Raw genomic sequence first — 19,465 nt, 5'->3', positions numbered from 1 at the left:
AAGGAACTTATCTGTCAAAGAACTTACGGGCAGGCTCTTTTTTGTTGCAGATGCCGCATTCAGGGGCGCCGGCTTACTGGCGGCGGTCCTTCAGCGGCGAGGAATGCGCCAGGTACTTGCGCGACAGCTCGTTGCCGTGCAGGTCGATGCCGCGCTTGATGAACATCACTGTTTCGTTGGTCACGATCTCGCGCTCGTTGTCGACGGTGATGATGTGGTAGCAGTCCCCCAGCCAGATCACCTTGCGTACCTCCGAGGAAATGGCCTGCAGGATGATTTCCGCATTCTTCGGGGAGGCGGTTTCGTCGTCGATGGAGTGGATGATGAGCGTGTTGGCGCGCACCATCGGCAGCGACTCGCGCACATAAGCCATCATCCGCTGTGCCGCGCGCAGGTGGCGCGCCGGTATCGACGCCGCGCCGACTGCCGCTACGCCATCCTTTTCCAGGGCGTTGGCCACGCGCCGGCGCATGTCGAAATTCTTGATGCCGTAGGGTTCGCTTTCCTTGTACGACCAGTTGCGGATGCCGGCGTCGTAGACCACCTTCAGCAGATTCTGGTACCACGGCACCGACCAGCCGTCGTATTGCAGCACTGGCGACAGGAGGACCACGCTCAGCAGTTCGTTGCTGCGGGAGGCGACTGCCAGCGCCAGTGTCGCGCCCATGCTGAGGCCGCAGATGGAAACTGTCTTGAACTCTTCCCGCAGGCGCGCCACCTTGCTTTCGACGGCGGCACACCAGTCTTCCCAATTGGGCGAGACGCGCGGATTGGTGAGCGAAGCGGAATAGTTGTCGATGGTCATCGGAATGACGGCGCAACCGACTTTCTTCAACTGCTTGGGGATCGAGCCCAGTTCGAGCTGGGAACCGCACAGGCCGTGCAGCAGGATGACGGCATGCTCTTTGTGCGGGCCGCCGTGGCGTTCTTCAGCCAGTGAGCCGGTAATGGCTGCTGTGATGTCAGTGGATGACGGTGAGTCCATAAATCGTTATTAGCCGGCATTCAAGCCGGCAATCTTTCTGGCGAACCATTCGCCCCCGAGCATGCAGGATGGCGCGGCTGCTTGGCGTGCGCTCTATGTTTCCTGGATGCATTTCCATGGTCACCCGTGGCGCGGGCGTGCTTTTTTGCAAAAGTCTAACCGTCCGGGCTGAATGTTGCCAGCGTTAATCGTTCCGATGCGTCTATTAGGAGTATTCCTGAGTGGGGGAGTTTCAATCGACGGGAATCGGGCGGCATTATTTTCTTGTAACGCAACAAGGCCATTCCAGGTTTACAGGGAGGAAGTCGTGTTGTCATGAAGTTGACATCTGGTACACGGAAATCCCGGCCCAATGAAAAAAGCCCTTCGATTTGCATCGAAGGGCTGCACAGCGGTTTGTCTTGTCGTGGCAGGTTTAGCCGCGGCCTTCCAGGTGGCCGTTGACTACGCGGACCTGATCGCCGGCGCGCCAGTTGTCGGCCGTTTGCGGGAAGCTGCGGGTCTTGCCGTTTTGCATCCGTACGTCGACCACATAGCTGGTGGTGGTACGGGTACGTTTTTCCACTTCGTTGCCGGCGTAACCGCCGCCGACTGCGCCGGCGACCGTGGCCAGCGTACGGCCGGTACCGCCGCCGATCTGGTTGCCCAGCAGGCCACCGACGATGGCGCCGCCGGCAATGCCTACGCCGCTGGTGCTGGGTGTGTGCTGTATTGCGCGCACAGCGACCACTTCACCGCAGCTATTGCAAATGGCCGGAGCCGGGGCTGCCTGGGCGGGGGCATTGGCTGCTACGGCTTGCCTGACTGGTGCCGGCTGGGGCGGCAATTGTTGCTGGATATTGGACTGCGGCTGGTTTGACTGCTGTTCCATTGCTGCCACTTGCTGCGGCGAGTTGGTGCTGTTCGAGCTGGGCAGCAAGCCGGTGATGGCGGCGACGCCGACCAGGCTGGCCAGGATGACGGCAACCGCTGCACCGGCGACCAGCGGGTGCAGACGATTCGAAGATGATTGTTTGGTAACGGTAGTGTCCATGATGGCCTCTCCATTTGTTCTGTTGATGTGGAGCTGATTATGGCGAGGTACGGCACTAAAAAAAATCCAGATAGTGTGTCAGTTGTAAAAACTTGTAATGACTGGAAAGGCGGATGTTAGCCACGTTCAAGCTGATCAGGAGGGAAGGCGCATGCGGCGGGATTGGCAGCGGTTCGCCGGTGCGTGTTGTTGCAACGGCAATGTTGCGCTGGCGGGACAGAAGAAGGAGGTCCGCATCCCGGAGCCGGGATGCGGAAAAGTGCACAGGAGAGCCGGATGTTGCCTGGAACCTGCGGCAACAGGCTCCAGCAGCCACTTAGTCTTCGCGGCGCAGGTGCGGGAACAGGATCACGTCGCGGATGTTGGGCGAGTCGGTGATCAGCATCATCAGGCGGTCGATGCCGATGCCGCAGCCGCCGGCAGGCGGCATGCCGTATTCCAGTGCGCGGATGTAGTCGGCGTCGTAGTACATCGCTTCCTCGTCGCCGGCATCCTTGGCGGCCACTTGCGCCTGGAAGCGCGCGGCCTGGTCTTCGGCATCGTTCAGCTCGGAGAAACCGTTGGCGATTTCGCGGCCGGTGATGAACAGCTCGAAGCGCTCGGTAATGCCCGGCACGGTGTCGGAGGCGCGCGCCAGCGGCGACACTTCAACCGGGTAGTCGATAATGTAGGTCGGGTTCCACAACTGCGATTCGGCGGTTTCTTCGAACAGCGCCAGCTGCAGTGCGCCGATACCGGCGCCGGCCAGCGGGGCCTGATCAGTCTTGACGCCGAACTTCTTCAGCTCGGTGCGCAGGAACTCGATATCGGCCAGTTGCGCCTCGGTGTACTGCGGCGCGTACTTCACGATCGCGCCGGTGATGGTCAGGCGGTCGAACGGCTTGGACAGGTCCAGTTCGCGGCCCTGGTAGGTCAGGGTAGCGGTGCCGTGGGCATCGATCGCGGCCTGGCGGATCACCTGTTCGGTGAAGCCCATGAGCCACTGGTAATCCACGTAGGCGGCGTAGAACTCCATCATCGTGAATTCCGGGTTGTGGCGCGGCGAGACGCCTTCATTGCGGAAGTTGCGGTTGATTTCGAACACGCGTTCGAAGCCGCCCACCACCAGGCGCTTCAGGTACAGCTCGGGGGCGATGCGCATGAACATCTGCATGTCCAGCGCGTTATGGTGGGTGATGAACGGCTTGGCCGCGGCGCCGCCCGGGATCGGGTGCAGCATCGGCGTTTCCACTTCCATGAAACCGTTGGTTTCCATGAAGCGGCGGATCGACGACATGGCGGCGGTGCGCGCCTTGAAGGTGCGGCGGGTTTCCTCGCTCATGATCAGGTCGACGTAGCGCTGGCGGTACTTCATTTCCTGGTCGGCCAGGCCGTGGAACTTGTCCGGCAGCGGGCGCAGCGACTTGGTGATCAGCTTGAGGCGGGTCACCTTGATCGACAATTCGCCGGTCTTGGTCTTGAACAGCGTGCCTTCGGCGCCCAGGATATCGCCCAGGTCGTAGTGCTTGAAGGCGGCCATGGCTTCATCGCCGGTCACGTCCTTGGTCACGTAGAGCTGGATGCGGCCATCGGCGCGCTCGCCCGAAGCATCTTGCAGGGTAGCGAAGGCTGCCTTGCCCATGACCCGCTTCAACATCATGCGACCGGCCACCGAGACGTTCACCGGATTGGCTTCCAGCGCTTCGTTCTCAAGCCCGTCGTATTTGGCATGCAGCTCGGATGCCTTCTCGGACGGACGGAAATCGTTGGGGAAGGCAATGCCTTGTTCGCGGATGGCGGCCAGCTTGGCGCGGCGCTCGGCGATGATGCTGTTCTCGTCGGCTGCCGGCTGGGCGGCGTTGTTGTTTTGCGTGGTCATGGTTGGAATTCTTGAATGTTGAACGGTCGGTCGGAGGTTGCGGCACCGCGGAGCAGGGCCCCGCGGCACGCGTCGTCAGACGCCCTGTTTCAGCGAAGCGGCGATGAAGTCGTCGAGATCGCCGTCGAGCACCGCTTTGGTATTGCCGGTTTCATGGTTGGTGCGCAGGTCCTTGATGCGGGACTGGTCCAGCACATAGGAACGGATCTGGTGGCCCCAGCCAACGTCGGTCTTGGAGTCTTCCAGCTTTTGCTGTTCGCTCATGCGTTTTCGCAGTTCCAGCTCGAACAGCTTGGACTTGAGCATTTCCCACGCTTCGGCACGGTTGCGGTGCTGGCTGCGGTCGTTCTGGCATTGCACGACGATGCCGCTGGGCGCGTGCGTCAGGCGCACAGCGGAGTCGGTCTTGTTGATGTGCTGGCCGCCGGCGCCGGAGGCGCGGTAGGTATCCACGCGCACGTCGGCCGGGTTGATCTCGATGTCGAAGGATTCGTCCACTTCCGGGTAGACGAACAGGCTCGAAAACGAGGTATGGCGGCCGTTGCTCGAATCGAACGGCGACTTGCGCACCAGGCGGTGCACGCCGGTCTCGGTGCGCAGGAAGCCGTAGGCGTAATCGCCTTCGACCTTGATGGTGGCGGTCTTGATGCCGGCCACTTCGCCGTCGGACTGTTCCAGGATTTCGGCCTTGAAGCCCTTGCGCTCGCAATAGCGCAGGTACTGGCGCAGCAGCATCGAAGCCCAGTCTTGCGCCTCGGTGCCGCCGGCGCCGGCCTGGATGTCGATGAAGCAGTTGTTGGCATCCATCTGGCCGCTGAACATGCGGCGGAATTCCATTTCTTCCACCAGCTTCTTCAGGCCTTCGGCATCGCTTTCGATGGAGGCGATGGTGTCTTCATCCTTTTCCTCGCGCGCCATCTCGAAGAGATCCTTGGCGTCGCCAAGGTCGGCGTCGATCTTGATCAGGGTATGGACAATCGCTTCCAGCGATTTCTTTTCCTTGCCGAGGTCCTGCGCCCGCTTCTGGTCGTTCCAGACGTTCGGGTCTTCCAGTTCGGCGTTGACTTGTTCGAGTTTCTCCGACTTCACATCGAAGTCAAAGATACCTCCGTAGCTCGGTGGCGCGGGTGGCCAGGTCGTCGAGCAAGGATTGGAGGGAATTGAGGCGTTCTGCTTCCATGACGGTTTCTTTTGCGATCAAACCTCACATTATACAAGAGGAGAGAGGTCGCCCGGGATAATCCAGGCATCTTCGAAGCGATTTGAGATGCGGACACATTTATCCCATGAGCGGGTGCGGTCATGGAGTTGTCATTTTCGGCCGATACCATCGCAGCACTTGCATTGCTGACAAAAGACTGACAATGCATCAGTTCCCTCAAGTTAATCCGGAGAAACATCGATGAGACAGCCCGAGCAATACGCCATCCAATCCGACGCCCAAGACTGTATCCCACAGGCCGGCCGCCGCAGCCTCCTCAAGGCGCTGTCCGCCGCGCCGCTGCTGCCGTTGACCGGCGGCGTTGCCGCCGCGCTGTCGGCCTGTGCCACACCAGGCTCGGGCAAGCCCTTCGTCTCGGCCCGTTTCACCGGCATGCCTGCGCCGACATTGGCCAATCCGGCGGCGATGGCCAGCACCACCGTAGGCTCGGCGCTGGAAGTGGCCTTTGCCGACGGCAGCAAGCAAAGCTACAAGCTGGCCTACCAGCCCTTTTTCATGACCGGCGACATGGTGCCGGACGGCCGTGGCGGTACCATCCTGGCCGGTGGTTATGTCGATATCAACAACCAGCCGATCATCGACCGCTCGGTGCCGGGCAAGGAGCGCCAGTTCTTCTCGGACTGCCCGGATGGCTCGTCGCTGCTGACCGTGAAGGGCGCCAGCGTGTCCGGCGTGAAGGGGCGCACGGTGTTTGCCGTGGTGCAGTTCGAATACACCACGCGCGACCAGAAGCAGGCTGCGATGTACGGCCAGTTGCCTTCGCCGATCGCGGTGCTGACGCTGGACCAGGAGCCGTCCTCGGGCAAGCTGTCGCTGGTCAAGTACCACAACGTCGACACTTCGCAGGTCAACGGCCTGTGGATCACCTGCGGCGCCAGCCTGTCGCCGTGGAACACCCACCTTTCCAGCGAAGAGTACGAGCCGGACGCGGCCGCCATCGCTTCCAATCCGCAATTCAAGGCTTTCAGCAAGAACCTGTACGGCGACGAAGCGCGCGCCAATCCCTATCATTACGGCCACTTGCCGGAAGTCACGGTGCATGCGGATGGCACCGGTTCGATCCGCAAGCATTACTGCCTGGGCCGCATCTCGCACGAACTGGTGCAGGTCATGCCCGACCAGCGCACCGTGCTGATGGGCGACGACGCCACCAATGGCGGCCTGTTCATGTTCATCGCCGACCGTGCGGCCGACCTGTCGGCGGGCACCTTGTACGTGGCGCGCTGGGAGCAGGTCTCGGGCGTGGGCCCAGGGGCCGGCAAGCTGTCGTGGGTCAAGCTGGGCAGTGCCACCAGCGATGAAATCAAGGCCATGGCCAACCGCTACAAGGCGTCCGACATCATGGATATCCGCACCAGCGATCCCTCCGACGGCTCGTTTTCCAAGATTCCGTTCAACGGCAAGTCCAACTGGGTGCGCGTCAAGCCGGGCATGCAGAAGGCCGCCGCCTTTCTGGAAACCCACCGCTACGCCGCGCTGGCCGGCGGCAGCCTGGGCTTCACCAAGATGGAAGGCACCACCGTCAACGCGCGCGACAAGATCGCCTATTCGGCCATGTCCTATGTGCAGACCTCGATGCTGGACGGTTCCGGCCACATCAAGGTGCAGGGCCCCAAGGCCGGCGCCGTATATGCCTTGAATCTGCGCGGCGGCCAGAGCGACGCGACGGGCAATGCCATCGCCAGCGAATGGGTAGCGATCGATATGGCGCCACCCGCCGAACTGGTGGGCGTGGACCTGAAGACGCCGGATGCATTGGGCAACCTGGCGGCGCAAGACAGTATCGCCAACCCGGACAACATCAAGTTTTCGGAAAAGCTGCGCACGCTATTCATCGGCGAAGACAGCGGCATGCACGTCAACAACTTCCTGTGGGCCTACAACGTCGATACCAAGGCCCTGACGCGCGTGCTGTCCTGTCCGGCCGGCGCCGAGTCGACCGGCCTGCATGCGGTCGACGAGATCAATGGCTGGACCTACGTGATGAGCAATTTCCAGCACGCCGGCGACTGGGAGAAGGGCTTGCACGACAAGGTCAAGGACACGCTCGATCCGCTGGTGCGCGCCAACTACAGGGATCGTTTCGGCGCCACGGTGGGTTATCTGACCGGAGTTCCCTTGGGCTGATGTCTAGATCGGGTCACGCTTGAGAACCTGTTCAATGTCTCGGCGGGGTTGTCCAAATGTCCTTTCAGGCGGTCTGCGGCGTTGCAAAGCCTCACCGGGCCACCGGCCCGGCTGCGTTTTGCGCCTTGCATCCCATCCTGAAATGACACTTGCCCAACTCCCGCCGAGACATTGAACAGGTTCTGAGAGGGCATCGGCCTGAAATCGCTATTCGGGCAGTGAACGCAATCTGCTAGGATCAAGTCCTATCAGCTTGCGTTCACTTGCCTGCCGATGACGATAACCAGAACAGACCTCCTTCCGATTACGCTGCTATGCACCGCCTTGCTGGCCGGATGCGCCAGCTCCCCGGCGCCGCATGGGCAGGTCAAGGGCGCGGACGCCAGTTCGCGCGAGATGGGACAGTCCGATACCAACCGGATTGCCACGCTGGCCATGCGCGCCAACCTCGATGGACTCTACCTGCTGATGGACAAGCTCTATCGGCGTAATCCGGGGGAGTGGAAAAAGACCGCGGCCAGCCGGGAAGAGGCGCTCGGCAAGGTGCGGGAGGCGGTGGAGAAGCGCCAGCCGTGGCCCGAATTGCAGAGCAAGCGCGATATTGCCGCCATGGCGCTGGCGCTGGGTCCGGACTTCAAGGGCGACCGTGTGGCCGCCTTCATCTATGCCACCGCCGACATGATCATCGTCGCGCACGGCAACAAGATCGAATTCTTCCTCATCGACGGGCTGGACGCCCAGCACCTGTACAACGCCGCGCGCAATGTCGAAATCGGCGCCTGGATACTGGCCAGCCGCCGCAATTCGGCAGGCGGTCCGCTGCTGCTGTCCGACGAGATCAGTGCCGACATGCGCAACCTCAGTTTCGAACGGGAGTTCGGCAAGATCGTCGGGCGCCTCGACCTGCTCGCTACCTTCATCACCGAGAAATATCGCCGCGCAGGGATCAGCTATGTGCAGAACCTGCTGGGCGGTTCGTTTTTCCAGTTCCTGCCGGTGCGTTGACGATGGCGTGGCTACAGCCCATTCCGGCCGGCGCGATCACATAGCAGCCGCGGCCGCTGGCTTTGGCGCTGTACATGGCCTGGTCGGCGGCTTGCAGCAGGCTGTCGGCATCGCAGCGGCCGTCGCAGACGGCAATCCCGATCGAGACGCCCAACTGGTATTCCTTCTGCCCCAGCACTAGCGGCTCGGAGACCGTCGCGATGCATTTCTCGGCCAATGCGCGGGCGCCGTTTTCCAAGGGAGCGCCCAGGTCGGTTGCCAGCAGGACGAATTCATCCCCGCCCACGCGCGCCAGGGTATCGCTGTGGCGCGCCACCTGGCGCAGGCGCCGGGCGACTTCCTGCAGCACGAGGTCGCCCGCCTTATGCCCGAGGGAGTCGTTGATCGGCTTGAACCCGTCCAGGTCGAGAAACAGCAGCGCGATCCCGTTTTGCTCGAACAGGGCCCGGGCCAGTGCTTGCTGCATGCGTTCGGCCAGCATCATGCGGTTGGGCAGGCCGGTCAGGACGTCATGGTGGGCCTGATGCTGCAGTTCGGATTGGTGCAATTTGAGCCGCGCCAGCAAGCCGTTGAACGCCATGGTGAGGTAGCCGACCTCGTCGCGTCGTACCACCGGCAAGGGCGATAACGGGATTTCCCCGCGCGTCATCTTATCGGCCAGGTCGGCTGCGCGGCGCAGCGGGCGGAAGAACCAGAGATACGCCAGCGCGATGATCAAAAAGATCACTGCTCCCTGGATCAGGCCGCCGCGCGTGACCATGTGGCGCATGCGGCTCACGGCCGGCAGTGCGGAGGCCAGCGGCAGGCTGGCGGTGACGAACCAGTCGGTGCCGGGCACCGAGGCGAATCCCTTGATCTCGTCGACGCCGCTGGCGTTGGGGCCGACACCGTTGCCGCGAAAACCTGTCAGCGCGCGGTCCAGCATGGGATCGGCGCCCATTGCCGGCAGCGGGGTGAGAACCAGCAATGGATCGTTTGCGGTAATGACCAGCCGCCGCGACGGAGATATCAGTTGGTAGCCGCCGGACGGTCCCAGGCGTCCCCGCTGCAATTGGGTGAGGAATCCAGGTGCATTGAGTTCATTGATGCCGCCCAGTACGCCCGTCACCTTGCCGCCTGCGTCCTTGACCGGAACCAGGATTGTCAGCGCCGGCGTTCCCGATGCCGGGCTCAGGAGCGGTTCGCCGATCACGGCAGTTCCGGCCAGCGCGTGTTTGTAATCGGGATCGGAGGCTAGCGACAAGGCGCTGCGGTTCTTCACGGCGGGGTAGTCGACCACGATCGAACCGGTGTTGTCGGCGACGAAGAGGTGCTGCGCCAGCAATGGCTGCAATTCGTAACGTTCGCGCAGCCATTCGCGTGCGGCGGCCGGATCGAGCAGCAGCGCTGGCGGCATTTGCGCAGCCAGGCGCTCCAGGAAGCTGCGCCGTTCTTCGATATGGTAGCCAATGTCCTGTGCAAGGTAGCCGGCGATGGTGCCTTGCCGTTCGGCGGCGACGATGTTCTGGTCGGTTTCCAGGAAATTGACCAGGAAATAGTAACGTGCGATCGCAGTGGAAACGATGATCGCGATCCCGACCAGCACCAGGCGGGTGAGAAGACTGTTAGTGAAGCGTTTGATCTTCATCGGCGAAGTTTGGTGTTGTTGTTCTGCCTAAGATCGTCAACACGCTCAAAGGACCAGTTCCGAGATGAAAGAGGTTGCTGATTGGCGGAAGCACCCGTTTTTCATCAGGGCCGTTCCGCCAACGTACTGCCGACATACGCACGAGCCCATTGTGCCATCAGGCAGCGGTCTTGTTGGAGTCTTGTTTGCACTTTGCCACAATATTGATGGCGTCAGGAGGTTGCGTCAGGAATTTGTCAGGCCGGTTCGGCGTGCTCCACCATCAACTGCACGGTGGTCTTGCCGTTGTATTCATTGGCGTCCAGACGGAAAGCGACGGTGGCGTAGTCGGGCAGGGCATCGGCGTGGCCGAACCAGATGGCGTCGTATTTCTGGCCATTCTTTTCCAGCAGCAGCTTCAGGTGCTTTTCTTTCAGGATGCGCTGGTTGAGCACACGGAAGGTATCGCAGAACACCGGCGGCGCGAAGCCCTGGCCCCATACCTGCTCATCCATCACACCGATGAACTGCACCGAATAATAGGCATCCTCCAGCACACCATCGGTTTCGATCACCCGCTCCAACTGGTTTTGCGTCAGCCAGTCCTGGCCTACCGCTTCGAACGCCTGGGCGAAGGCATCGAAAGCCTCTGCATGGATGGTCAGCCCGGCCGCCATCGCATGGCCGCCGAATTTGGTGATCACCGACGGCGCGTGCTTGGAGACCAGGTCGAGTGCGTCGCGCAAGTGGAAACCGGCGATCGAGCGGCCCGAACCCTTGATGAAGCCTTCGTCGCCGGGCGCGAAGGTGATCGTCGGGCGGTAGAACTTGTCCTTCAGGCGCGAAGCCACGATACCGATCACGCCCTGGTGCCAGGACGCGTCGAACACGGCGATGGTGCGGCGGTCGGCCGGGTTGAAATCGTCCAGCAGGTTCAGCGCGGTGTCTTGCATGCCGGCCTCGATATCGCGCCGTTCACGGTTGATGGTGTCGAGCTCCTGCGCAATGGCCCAGGCCCGGCCTTCATCGTCGGTGGTCAGGCATTCGATGCCCAGCGACATGTCGGCCAGGCGTCCGGCCGCATTCAGGCGCGGGCCGACCGCAAAACCCAGGTCGAAAGGCGTGGCGCGCCGCGCCTCGCGTCCGGCGGCACGGAACAGCGCGGCGATGCCGGGATGCATCTTGCCGCTGCGCATGCGCTTCAAGCCCTGCGCCACCAGGATGCGGTTGTTGGCATCCAGCTTGACGACGTCGGCCACCGTACCCAGCGCCACCAGGTCCAGCAGCGTATCCAGCCTTGGCTGGGTTTGCGCGTCGAAGATGCCGCGTTTGCGCATCTCGGCGCGCAGTGCCAGCAGCACATAGAACATCACGCCCACCCCGGCCAGGTTCTTGCTGGGGAAGCCGCATTCGGGCTGGTTCGGGTTGACGATCACCTGTGCGTCCGGCAGCGCGTCGCCTGGCAAGTGGTGGTCGGTGACGACCACGTCGATGCCGCGCCGCTTGGCCTCGGCCACGCCGTCGATGCTGGCGATGCCGTTGTCGACCGTGACGATCACGTCGGGAGATTTTTCGCGCACGGTCAGCTCGACAATCTCCGGCGTGAGGCCATAGCCGTATTCGAAACGGTTAGGGACGATGTAGTCGACCTGCGCACCCAGCAGTCGCAAGCCGCGCAGGCCTACGGCACAGGCGGTGGCGCCGTCGCAATCGTAGTCGGCCACGATCACCAGCTTCTTGCGTGCGGCAATGGCGTCGGCCAGGTAACTCGCGGCGGCGTCGATATGCAACAGCCCGGACGGCGCGATCAGGGCATTGAGCTCGCTCGCCAGCTCGCGTGCGCTGGCCAGGCCGCGCGCTGCGTACACGCGCGCCAGCACCGGGTGCACACCTTCGGCAATCAGTTGCTCGGATTGCTGGATGGAGTAGGGGCGGGTGGCGATGCGGATCATGCGGCTAGTCTTTGTAATGAGGGTTTGCGCCAGAACTTGCGCAGTGTGCCGCGTGTGGTGGAAATCTGTACCGACTTGTCGGCGCCGGTCAGGATCAGGTTGATGGCGTCGAAGGCGCCGCTGCGCAGCGATGCCAGCAGCGGCGCCAGCCATTCGCGGTCCAAGGTTTCCATGCGCTGCAGCCAGAGGCCCCATTCTTCGGCCAGGGCGAGCTCCACCAACTGGTCCAGCAGCAGCAAGCGGTGGCCGCTGCCGGAGGCGATCCCGGCGGCGGTGGGCGGCGTGACAGCTGCGGCGCCGAATGCCAGCGTCCAGCCGTTCAGGCCATAGCTGGCAGCGTAGGCCGGCGTGGCGGAAACCGCGGCATCGGCGCCGCCCCAGATCCACATTGAATTAACCGCCTTCAGCCCGCGCATCTCGCGCTCTTCATTCAGGCTTTCGGAGAACCACTGCATCTGCACTTCGTTTTGCAGCTTGCGCCAGGCCAGTTCTCCCGGGCCTTCGGGCATCCAGATATCGACATTGCGGCCGCTGGCGGCGGACGGGGTCGAGGTGCGCAGGCCGGCCCAGGCGTCGGCGCGGATGAACCAGGTGTGGGCGTCGCCATACACCACTTCATGGCCGATTTCGGTGAACAGCGGGGCAGCGGACGCAAACAGCTTCTGCGATTGCGCTTCATCCAGCTGTAACTGGGCCACATCGGTCAGCACCAGGTGGTCGCGTGCGACGTGGATGTGGGCCGGATGCAGCACGAACCACTGGCCGGCGGCCGGCGGGTGGCCGAGGCCGCGCATCAGCGCCGCGGCGGCGGCCGGGCTGCAGTCCTGCGCCGGCTGTGGCAGGCCGAAGCGCTGCGCCAGCCAGTGCTCATGCGGCAAGGCGCGCGAAAAAGGGTCGTGGGATTGCGTCGGTGCGGCATGTTTGCCGCGGGCCAGCAGCATCGCCAGCGCCGGCGCCTGGCATTGGCGCAGCAGGTCGCGCGCCATTTCAGCCGGGGGCAGGGCGAAGGGGATGAGGATGTCGAGTTGATTCATGGGACGCTATTTTAGCGGTTGGCGGCCTGCGCCGGGACGATGGCGATGTGGAGGCCAGTCTAGCTCTTCTGCCAGGCGCTCTTGGCCCGCTGCCGCACCAGCATCCTGACGCTCTCGGGCATGGGCGTGCGTGCGCCGTTGGTTTCCGCGGACAACCACAGGCTGTCCTCGAAATGCGGCAGCATGCGCGGCGTGATGAAGCGGCTGCGGATGGCGTTGACGTGGCGGTCCCCTTGCGGCGTCTGCTGGGTGACGTAGAAGCGTTGCGGCACCACCAGGTGCAGGTATTCCTTGGCGCGCGTCATGGCGACATACAGCAGGCGGCGTTCCTCGGCGATATCGGCTTCGCTGCCGGTGGCGAGATCGGACGGGATGCAACCGTCCACCACGTTCAGCACATGCACCGAGCGCCATTCCTGGCCTTTGGCGGAGTGGATGGTGGATAGCGTCAGGTAGTCCTCGTCGCGATAGGGCGGGGTTGAGTAGTCGCTGCTGGATTCGGGCGGGTCCAGCGTCAGTTCGGTCAGGAACTTCTCGCGTGAGGCGTAGCCGCCGGCCAGCGCGGCCAGTTGTTCGATATCGGTGCTGCGGGCGCTGGCATCATCGTACTTGCGCTCCAGTTGCGGCAGGTACCAGTCGCGCGCGGCATTGATGTCGCTCGGCCATTGTGCCGATGCGCGGCGCATCAGCGCATAGGTGTCGGCGAAGGCCTGCCACTCCAGCGCCGCATTGGCCGGCGGGGTGAAATTGAGCAGGGCGTCGGCCGGATCGGTGGCGGCGGCCATCATGTCTAGTACCTTCCTGGCGGTAGCTGGGCCGATGCCCGGGATCAGTTGCAGCGCACGGAAGCCCGCCATGCGGCCGTTGGGGTTGTGCGCCAGGCGCAGCAGCGAGAGCAGGTCCTTGATGTGGGTGCTTTCCAGGAACTTCAATCCGCCGAATTTCAGGAAGGGGATGTTGCGGCGGGCCAGTTCCAGCTCCAGTGCTGCGCTGTGCGTGGCAGTGCGAAACAGCACCGCCTGCGATTTCAGCGTCAGGCCTTGTTCGCGGTGCGCCAGCACCCGGTTGGCAATCCAGCGCGCCTGTTCCACTTCGTCCGGTATCAGCACCAGTTGCGGCTTTTGCGAGGATGGCCGGTCGCTCCACAGGTTCTTGTGGTGGCGTTCGGGAGCCTCGGCGATGACGGCGTTGGACGCCGCCAGTATCGGCTGGGTCGAGCGGTAATTGCGTTCCAGCGTGACGATGCGTGCCGGACGCGAGAACAGCGAGGGAAACTCGAGGATGTTGCGTACCGTGGCGCCGCGGAAGGAGTAGATCGATTGCGCGTCGTCGCCCACGGCCGTGACGCCGGCGCCGTCGGGCTTCATGCGCTGCAGGATCTCGGCCTGCAGGCGGTTGGTGTCCTGGTATTCGTCCACCAGCACATGGTCGAAGCGTTCGCCCACGTGGCGTGCCAGCTCGACGTCGGACAGCATGTCGGCCCAGAACAGCAGCAAGTCGTCGTAGTCCAGCACGTGCTGTTCTTCCTTGGCGTCGGCGTAGCCTGAGAACAGTTCAGCCAACTGGGCTTCCCATTCGAGGCACCAGGGGAATTGCGTGTGCAGCACCGTGTGGAGATCTTCGCGGGTGTTGACCGCGCGCGAATAGATGGCCAGGCAGGTGGCCTTCAGCGGAAAGCGCTTGTCGGTGGCCGTCAGCCCCATCTCATGGCGCAGCAGGCCCATCAGGTCTTCCGAATCGCCCCGGTCCTGGATGGTGAAATCTTTTTCCAATCCGATTTGCACCGCGTAGTCCCGCAGCAGGCGTGCCCCGATCGCATGGAATGTGCCCGACCACGGCAGTTCCGGCGGCGACGCCGAGGGCGGCAGTTGCATCACTTTCCTGATCACCTGGCCGACGCGCCGCCCCATGTCGGCGGCGGCACGGCGCGAAAAGGTCAGCAGCAGGATGCGTTGCGGATCGGCGCCGTCCAGGATCAATTTGGCGACCCGGTGCGCCAGCGTGCTGGTTTTGCCGGAACCGGCGCCGGCCACGATCAGCAAGGGATCTTGCTGGGCGGGTGGCAGTTCGCCGCCATGTTCTACCGCGGCACGCTGTTCCTCATTGAGCTTGGCAAAGGGATCCTTGCCTGTATCGTCGGTGACGGCAAGCGCGGGGGCTTCAGGGGCGGCTGGATCTGGCTGCATGGGCGTATTCGGTGCTGGGGGCTGCGGAGAGCTTTGTGCGGTATATATAAAAGAGGTATTCTCTCGGCGACAATAACTTCAGAATACTGGATGGACGTACATATTTTAGCGGTGTTGCCGATGATGTGGCGCGTTGAACATGGAATGACCATTGGGGCTTTGACATTGAGCGGGCAATGAGCGAGATCATCTTTCTCAATGGCACATCGAGTGCCGGTAAGAGCACCATCGCGCACGCGCTGCGTGCCGTGCTGCCTGAAACCTTCTGTTACTACGCGTCCGACCAGCTGGCCGAGGCCGGCTTTCGTCCCCTTGCGCGCAATTCCGAGGAACGCGAGCGCTTCTTCGATGGCTTCCACCGCTCCATCGCGGCCTTCGCCGATGCGGGCAATCAGCTCCTTGTTGAACACATTGTCGAGGCTCAGGCCTGGGCCGATACGCTTCAACAGTTGCTTGCCGGTCATACCGTATTCTGGATCGGCGTGCATGCGCCGCTCGAGGAACTCGAGCGCCGTGAGCTGGCGCGAGGCAACCGATATGTGGGCGAAGCGCAGTTTCATCTGCGTACGCATGGGTTCTGCCGCTACGACATGATTGTCGATTCGACCAAACCGACAGTGCAAATCGCAGCGGATATCGTTGCCCAGTGGAGCCGGTGGCGGGCGCAGAAAGCTTGATGGCAAGTGACGTCCGTGCCTCGATGGCTGTTGAGGCTGCCGGAGCCAAGCGCCTGTTCAAGGCCGCGTCAGGTTCTTAAACTTCGTATTGCCGAGAACCTATGGGGAAAACTGGGTTCTATCCCAGCACGGCAGCGAACGTGCAGCCGGAGTGGGCCGCCCGGCCCATTCTGTGGCAAACTTCGCGCTTCGCCTGTCGAAATGCGCCGGTCTTCGTTGTGATGGGGACATCATTGGCCGCGCTTTTCATTCAGCCTTCTCTCGGAGCAATTTTGAGTCTAATAAAAAACCTGCCGTTCGAATGGTTGGTCGGCATCCGCTATACGCGCGCTGGCAAGCGCAGCGGCCGTAACAGTTTCATCTCCTTCATTTCCCTGATCTCGATGGCCGGTATCGCGCTTGGCGTGGCCGCGCTGATCGTGGTGCTGTCGGTCATGAACGGTTTCCAGAAGGAAGTGCGCGACCGCATGCTGTCGGTGCTGGCGCATATCGAGGTATTCGACGCTTCCGGCGCCATGCGCGACTGGCAAGCGGTGGCCAAGCAGACTTTCCAGAACAAGGAAGTGCTGGGCGCCGCGCCCTACGTGGCGGCGCAGGCGATGATGACGCGCGATGACAATGTGCGCGGCGTCGCGATCCGTGGCGTGCTGCCGGAAGAAGAGCCCAAGGTCTCCGACGTCGCCAGGCAGGTCAAGCAGGGCAGTTTTGCATCGCTCAAGCCCGGTGAATTCAATATTGTGCTGGGCATCGAGCTGGCGCGCGGCCTGCGTGTGGGCATTGGCGACAAGGTGACGCTGATTGCGCCGCAAGGGCAGGTCACGCCGGCGGGTGTATTGCCGCGCTTGAAGCAGTTCACGGTGGGCGGCATCTTCGAGGCCGGGCACTATGAGTTCGACTCTTCGCTGGCCTTCATCCACATCCAGGATGCGGAAACCCTGTTCCGTCTCGACGCCCCGACCGGCGTGCGGCTGCGCATCCGCGACATGCTGCAGGCGCCGCAGGTAACCCAGCAACTGGCCTCGACGCTGACCGGCGACCTCTACCTGCGCGACTGGTCGCAGCAGAACAGCAACTGGTTCGCCGCAGTCAAGACCGAGAAGCGCATGATGTTCATCATCCTGACGCTGATCATCGCGGTGGCGGCCTTCAACCTGGTGTCCACGCTGGTGATGACGGTAACCGACAAGCAGGCCGACATCGCCATCCTGCGCACGCTGGGCGCTTCGCCCGGCTCCATCATGAAGATTTTCGTGATCCAGGGGGCGCTGGTGGGGCTGATCGGCACGGCCATCGGCATCGGCCTTGGCGTGGCGGTGGCACTCAACATCGATGTGGTGGTGCCGGCCATTGAACGCGCGCTCCACGTGCAGTTCCTGCCCAAGAGCGTTTATGTGATCTCCGAGCTGCCTTCGGACCTGATCTGGTCCGATGTCTACACCATCGGCGGCGTGGCGGTGGTGCTGGCCTTCCTGGCGACGCTGTATCCGAGCTGGGCCGCGGCCCGTGTCAAACCGGCGGAGGCCCTGCGCTATGAATAAGGTCATGGACAACAACGAAGTGGTATTGGCCGCGCGCGGCCTGGGCAAGACATTTACGCAAGGGCGTTATTCGGTGAAGGTGCTGCAGGGCATCGATATCGACGTGCACCACGGCGAGCAGGTGGCCATCGTCGGCGCCTCGGGTTCCGGCAAGTCGACCCTGCTGCATCTGCTGGGTGGCCTGGATACGCCGTCCACTGGTTCAGTCATGTTGCAGGGTCGGGATTTTGCCAGCCTGGGCGAATCGGCGCGCGGCGAGCTGCGCAACAAGTCGCTGGGCTTCGTCTACCAGTTCCACCATTTGCTGCCGGAATTCTCGGCGCTGGACAACGTCGCCATGCCGCTGATGATCCGCCGCGTCAAGCGCGACCAGGCGCAGCAGCAGGCGCGCGAGATCCTGGCCAGGGTCGGCCTGGAGCAGCGCGTGTCGCACGTGCCGGGCGAACTCTCGGGGGGTGAGCGCCAGCGCGTGGCGTTGGCGCGCGCCTTGGTAACGCATCCGGCCTGCGTGCTGGCCGATGAGCCCACCGGCAACCTCGACCGCGGCACCGCCGACAAGACGTTTGAGCTGATGATCGAGTTGTCGCAGACGCTGGGCACGGCCTTTGTAATCGTGACCCACGACAGCGACCTGGCAGCACGTTGCGGCCGGGTCCTGAGATTGTCGGAAAATGGCCTGCAGCAGGCCGGGCCGATTCCAGAGTAAGCTTGCAGGCATTGCCGTACCGGTTGCGGCAGCCGATGAATAGCACAGACGTAAAGGTCTACCGCCAGGGAACGCGGCTTATCCAAGCCGGATGATGAATGTGCGGGCAGGCGCCGATCCGGTGCCTGTAGCGGATCTGTTTTGAAAGGGAGTACTACCAAATGAATAAGCGCCAATGGCTGGAAACACTGGTCGGCTTTGATACCACCAGCCGCAATTCCAATCTTGAACTGATCGCCGCATTGCGCGATAACCTTGAGCAGCAGGGCATCAAGCCCTGGTTCGCCCACAACAAGGAAAAAACCAAGGCCAACCTGTTTGCCACGCTGCCGGCCACCGCCGGCGCCAATGCGGGCGCGACCCAGGGCGGCATCGTCTTGTCCGGCCATACCGACGTGGTGCCGGTGGACGGCCAGAAATGGGACACCGATCCGTTCAAGCTGGTCGAGAAGGACGGCGCCCTGTACGCACGCGGCAGTTGCGACATGAAGGGGTTCATCGCCACGGCGATGGCGCTTACGCCAGAGTTCCTGGCCATGCCGCGCACCAAGCCGCTGCACCTGGCATTCTCATATGATGAGGAAATCGGTTGCATCGGCGCGCCCGCGATGCTGGAAGAAATCGTCAAGCGCGGCATCAAGGTCGACGGCTGCGTGGTGGGCGAGCCCACCAGCATGAACGTGGTGGTGGCGCACAAGGGCATCAACGTGTTCGCCTGCAAGGTGCACGGCAAGTCGGCCCACTCGTCGCTGACGCCGCAGGGCTGCAACGCCATCGAATACGCCGCGCGCATGATCTGCGCCATCCGCGACTTCGCCGATGCCTACAAGGCCAATGGCCCGTACGACCAGTTCTTCGACGTGCCCTTTACGACGATGACTACCAACCAGATCCGCGGCGGTATCGCGGTCAACACCATTCCCGAGCTGTGCGAGTTCACCTATGAGTTCCGCAACCTGCCGGGCATGACGGTGGCCGACATCCAGGCGCAGATCGATGTCTACGTGCGCGACGTGCTGCTGCCGAAGATGAAGACGGAGTTCGCCGATGCCCGCATCGAGATCGACAATTTCGCCGGCAGCCCGGCACTGGAAGCAGTCGAGCAGGCGGCAATCACCGAGCTGGTACGCGCGCTGACGGGCGACCGCGAGACGCGCAAGGTGGCCTATGGCACTGAAGCGGGCCTGTTCCAGCAGATCGGCATCCCGACCATCGTCTGCGGCCCCGGCAGCATTGACAATGCGCACAAGCCCAACGAGTTCGTGACGCTGGCGCAGTTGGACCGTTGCGAGCAGTTCCTGCGCAAGCTGGGCAAGTCGTTGGAAACGGCCTGACGGGATTGCAGGGCTCCGGAAAAAAGGACGCAAGAGATTGCGTCCTTTTTGTTTGTTCTTCAGAGATGACGCGGATCGAGGTTTAACCGGGTTAAATTCTGTTTGTCTGTTTCTTTACTCATGTTAAGAGTTGCAAGCGGCGGTTAAACGGTAAACTCCCGCTTCTGGGCCTGGTGTGAATCCGGGTATGCTGCACTAAAAA

At 62.6% G+C, this 19,465-nt stretch carries 14 protein-coding genes; 6 read left to right on the top strand and 8 right to left on the bottom strand.

Going from position 1 to position 19,465, the window contains the following annotated elements; all coding sequences use genetic code 11:
* Nucleotides 1-73 precede the first annotated feature (73 nt).
* From AKL28_RS16810 to prfB, 4 genes are all read right to left on the bottom strand, one after another.
* Nucleotides 74-985, bottom strand: a complete 912-nt coding sequence (locus AKL28_RS16810; RefSeq protein WP_050469305.1) for an alpha/beta hydrolase — start codon at nt 983-985, stop codon at nt 74-76.
* Between the two features lie 415 nt (nt 986-1,400).
* Nucleotides 1,401-2,018: a glycine zipper 2TM domain-containing protein gene (locus tag AKL28_RS16805; RefSeq protein ID WP_050469304.1), complete on the bottom strand. Its 618-nt coding sequence runs from the start codon at nt 2,016-2,018 to the stop codon at nt 1,401-1,403.
* 316 nt (nt 2,019-2,334) lie between these two features.
* Nucleotides 2,335-3,876, bottom strand: coding sequence for a lysine--tRNA ligase (gene lysS / locus AKL28_RS16800; protein WP_050469303.1), 1,542 nt, complete (start codon nt 3,874-3,876; stop codon nt 2,335-2,337).
* Between the two features lie 75 nt (nt 3,877-3,951).
* A protein-coding gene (gene prfB, locus AKL28_RS16795) for a peptide chain release factor 2 (protein WP_141916427.1) occupies nt 3,952-5,056 on the bottom strand; the annotation gives its coding sequence in 2 pieces (ribosomal slippage) (nt 3,952-4,974 and nt 4,976-5,056; 1,104 coding nt in all).
* 222 nt (nt 5,057-5,278) lie between these two features.
* On the opposite strand from prfB, the gene AKL28_RS16790 reads away from it, so the two are divergent.
* Entirely contained in the window at nt 5,279-7,225 is a 1,947-nt protein-coding gene (locus tag AKL28_RS16790; RefSeq protein ID WP_050469301.1) for a PhoX family protein, read from the top strand.
* Nucleotides 7,226-7,498: 273 nt separating this feature from the next.
* A complete protein-coding gene (locus AKL28_RS16785) occupies nt 7,499-8,230 on the top strand; it encodes a hypothetical protein (RefSeq protein ID WP_050469300.1) in 732 nt (243 codons plus the stop codon).
* On the opposite strand, the gene AKL28_RS16780 is transcribed toward AKL28_RS16785, so the two are convergent.
* The 4 genes from AKL28_RS16780 to AKL28_RS16765 all read right to left on the bottom strand — a co-directional run bounded on the left by AKL28_RS16780 (nt 8,172) and on the right by AKL28_RS16765 (nt 15,008).
* Nucleotides 8,172-9,857 carry a sensor domain-containing diguanylate cyclase gene (locus tag AKL28_RS16780; RefSeq protein WP_050469299.1) on the bottom strand — a complete coding sequence of 562 codons (1,686 nt, stop codon included), beginning with the start codon at nt 9,855-9,857 and terminating at the stop codon, nt 8,172-8,174. The two genes, AKL28_RS16785 and AKL28_RS16780, sit on opposite strands and share 59 nt — an antisense overlap.
* A 236-nt stretch (nt 9,858-10,093) precedes the next feature.
* The gene (gene recJ, locus AKL28_RS16775; RefSeq protein WP_050469298.1) at nt 10,094-11,788 is read right to left on the bottom strand and encodes a single-stranded-DNA-specific exonuclease RecJ; all 1,695 of its coding nucleotides are present in this window, start codon (nt 11,786-11,788) and stop codon (nt 10,094-10,096) included.
* Nucleotides 11,785-12,822 (bottom strand): hypothetical protein, encoded by a 1,038-nt coding sequence (locus AKL28_RS16770; protein WP_050469297.1) that lies wholly within the window; start codon nt 12,820-12,822, stop codon nt 11,785-11,787. Before AKL28_RS16770 ends, recJ begins: the two co-directional genes overlap by 4 nt.
* Before the next feature lie 59 nt (nt 12,823-12,881).
* The gene (locus tag AKL28_RS16765; protein ID WP_050469296.1) at nt 12,882-15,008 is read right to left on the bottom strand and encodes an ATP-dependent helicase; all 2,127 of its coding nucleotides are present in this window, start codon (nt 15,006-15,008) and stop codon (nt 12,882-12,884) included.
* 176 nt (nt 15,009-15,184) lie between these two features.
* Here AKL28_RS16765 and AKL28_RS16760 point away from each other — a divergent pair, with 176 nt between their 5' ends.
* From AKL28_RS16760 to argE, 4 genes are all read left to right on the top strand, one after another.
* Nucleotides 15,185-15,685, top strand: coding sequence for a chloramphenicol phosphotransferase CPT family protein (locus AKL28_RS16760; RefSeq protein WP_050469295.1), 501 nt, complete (start codon nt 15,185-15,187; stop codon nt 15,683-15,685).
* A gap of 272 nt (nt 15,686-15,957) precedes the next feature.
* Nucleotides 15,958-17,223, top strand: coding sequence for a lipoprotein-releasing ABC transporter permease subunit (locus tag AKL28_RS16755; RefSeq protein WP_050469294.1), 1,266 nt, complete (start codon nt 15,958-15,960; stop codon nt 17,221-17,223).
* A 4-nt stretch (nt 17,224-17,227) separates the two neighbouring features.
* The gene (gene lolD, locus AKL28_RS16750; protein WP_414735702.1) at nt 17,228-17,929 is read left to right on the top strand and encodes a lipoprotein-releasing ABC transporter ATP-binding protein LolD; all 702 of its coding nucleotides are present in this window, start codon (nt 17,228-17,230) and stop codon (nt 17,927-17,929) included.
* Nucleotides 17,930-18,090: 161 nt separating this feature from the next.
* A complete protein-coding gene (gene argE / locus AKL28_RS16745) occupies nt 18,091-19,263 on the top strand; it encodes an acetylornithine deacetylase (protein WP_050469292.1) in 1,173 nt (390 codons plus the stop codon).
* The last annotated feature ends 202 nt before the right edge of the window (nt 19,264-19,465 follow it).

Origin of the sequence: Herbaspirillum chlorophenolicum (genome assembly GCF_001189955.1) — a bacterium.
In the GTDB taxonomy this organism is placed as follows: Bacteria; Pseudomonadota; Gammaproteobacteria; order Burkholderiales; family Burkholderiaceae_D; genus Herbaspirillum; species Herbaspirillum chlorophenolicum.
Note: the sequence above shows the minus strand (reverse complement) of the source record. Positions and strands in the feature narration are given on the sequence as shown.

Bases quoted from the DNA above. Each gene is read 5' to 3' on its own strand.
- AKL28_RS16810 (WP_050469305.1), bottom strand. From the start codon at position 985: ATGGACTCACCGTCATCCACTGACATCACAGCAGCCATTACCGGCTCA.
- AKL28_RS16805 (WP_050469304.1), bottom strand. From the start codon at position 2,018: ATGGACACTACCGTTACCAAACAATCATCTTCGAATCGTCTGCACCCG.
- lysS (WP_050469303.1), bottom strand. From the start codon at position 3,876: ATGACCACGCAAAACAACAACGCCGCCCAGCCGGCAGCCGACGAGAAC.
- AKL28_RS16790 (WP_050469301.1), top strand. From the start codon at position 5,279: ATGAGACAGCCCGAGCAATACGCCATCCAATCCGACGCCCAAGACTGT.
- AKL28_RS16785 (WP_050469300.1), top strand. From the start codon at position 7,499: ATGACGATAACCAGAACAGACCTCCTTCCGATTACGCTGCTATGCACC.
- AKL28_RS16780 (WP_050469299.1), bottom strand. From the start codon at position 9,857: ATGAAGATCAAACGCTTCACTAACAGTCTTCTCACCCGCCTGGTGCTG.
- recJ (WP_050469298.1), bottom strand. From the start codon at position 11,788: ATGATCCGCATCGCCACCCGCCCCTACTCCATCCAGCAATCCGAGCAA.
- AKL28_RS16770 (WP_050469297.1), bottom strand. From the start codon at position 12,822: ATGAATCAACTCGACATCCTCATCCCCTTCGCCCTGCCCCCGGCTGAA.
- AKL28_RS16765 (WP_050469296.1), bottom strand. From the start codon at position 15,008: ATGCAGCCAGATCCAGCCGCCCCTGAAGCCCCCGCGCTTGCCGTCACC.
- AKL28_RS16760 (WP_050469295.1), top strand. From the start codon at position 15,185: ATGAGCGAGATCATCTTTCTCAATGGCACATCGAGTGCCGGTAAGAGC.
- lolD (WP_414735702.1), top strand. From the start codon at position 17,228: ATGGACAACAACGAAGTGGTATTGGCCGCGCGCGGCCTGGGCAAGACA.
- argE (WP_050469292.1), top strand. From the start codon at position 18,091: ATGAATAAGCGCCAATGGCTGGAAACACTGGTCGGCTTTGATACCACC.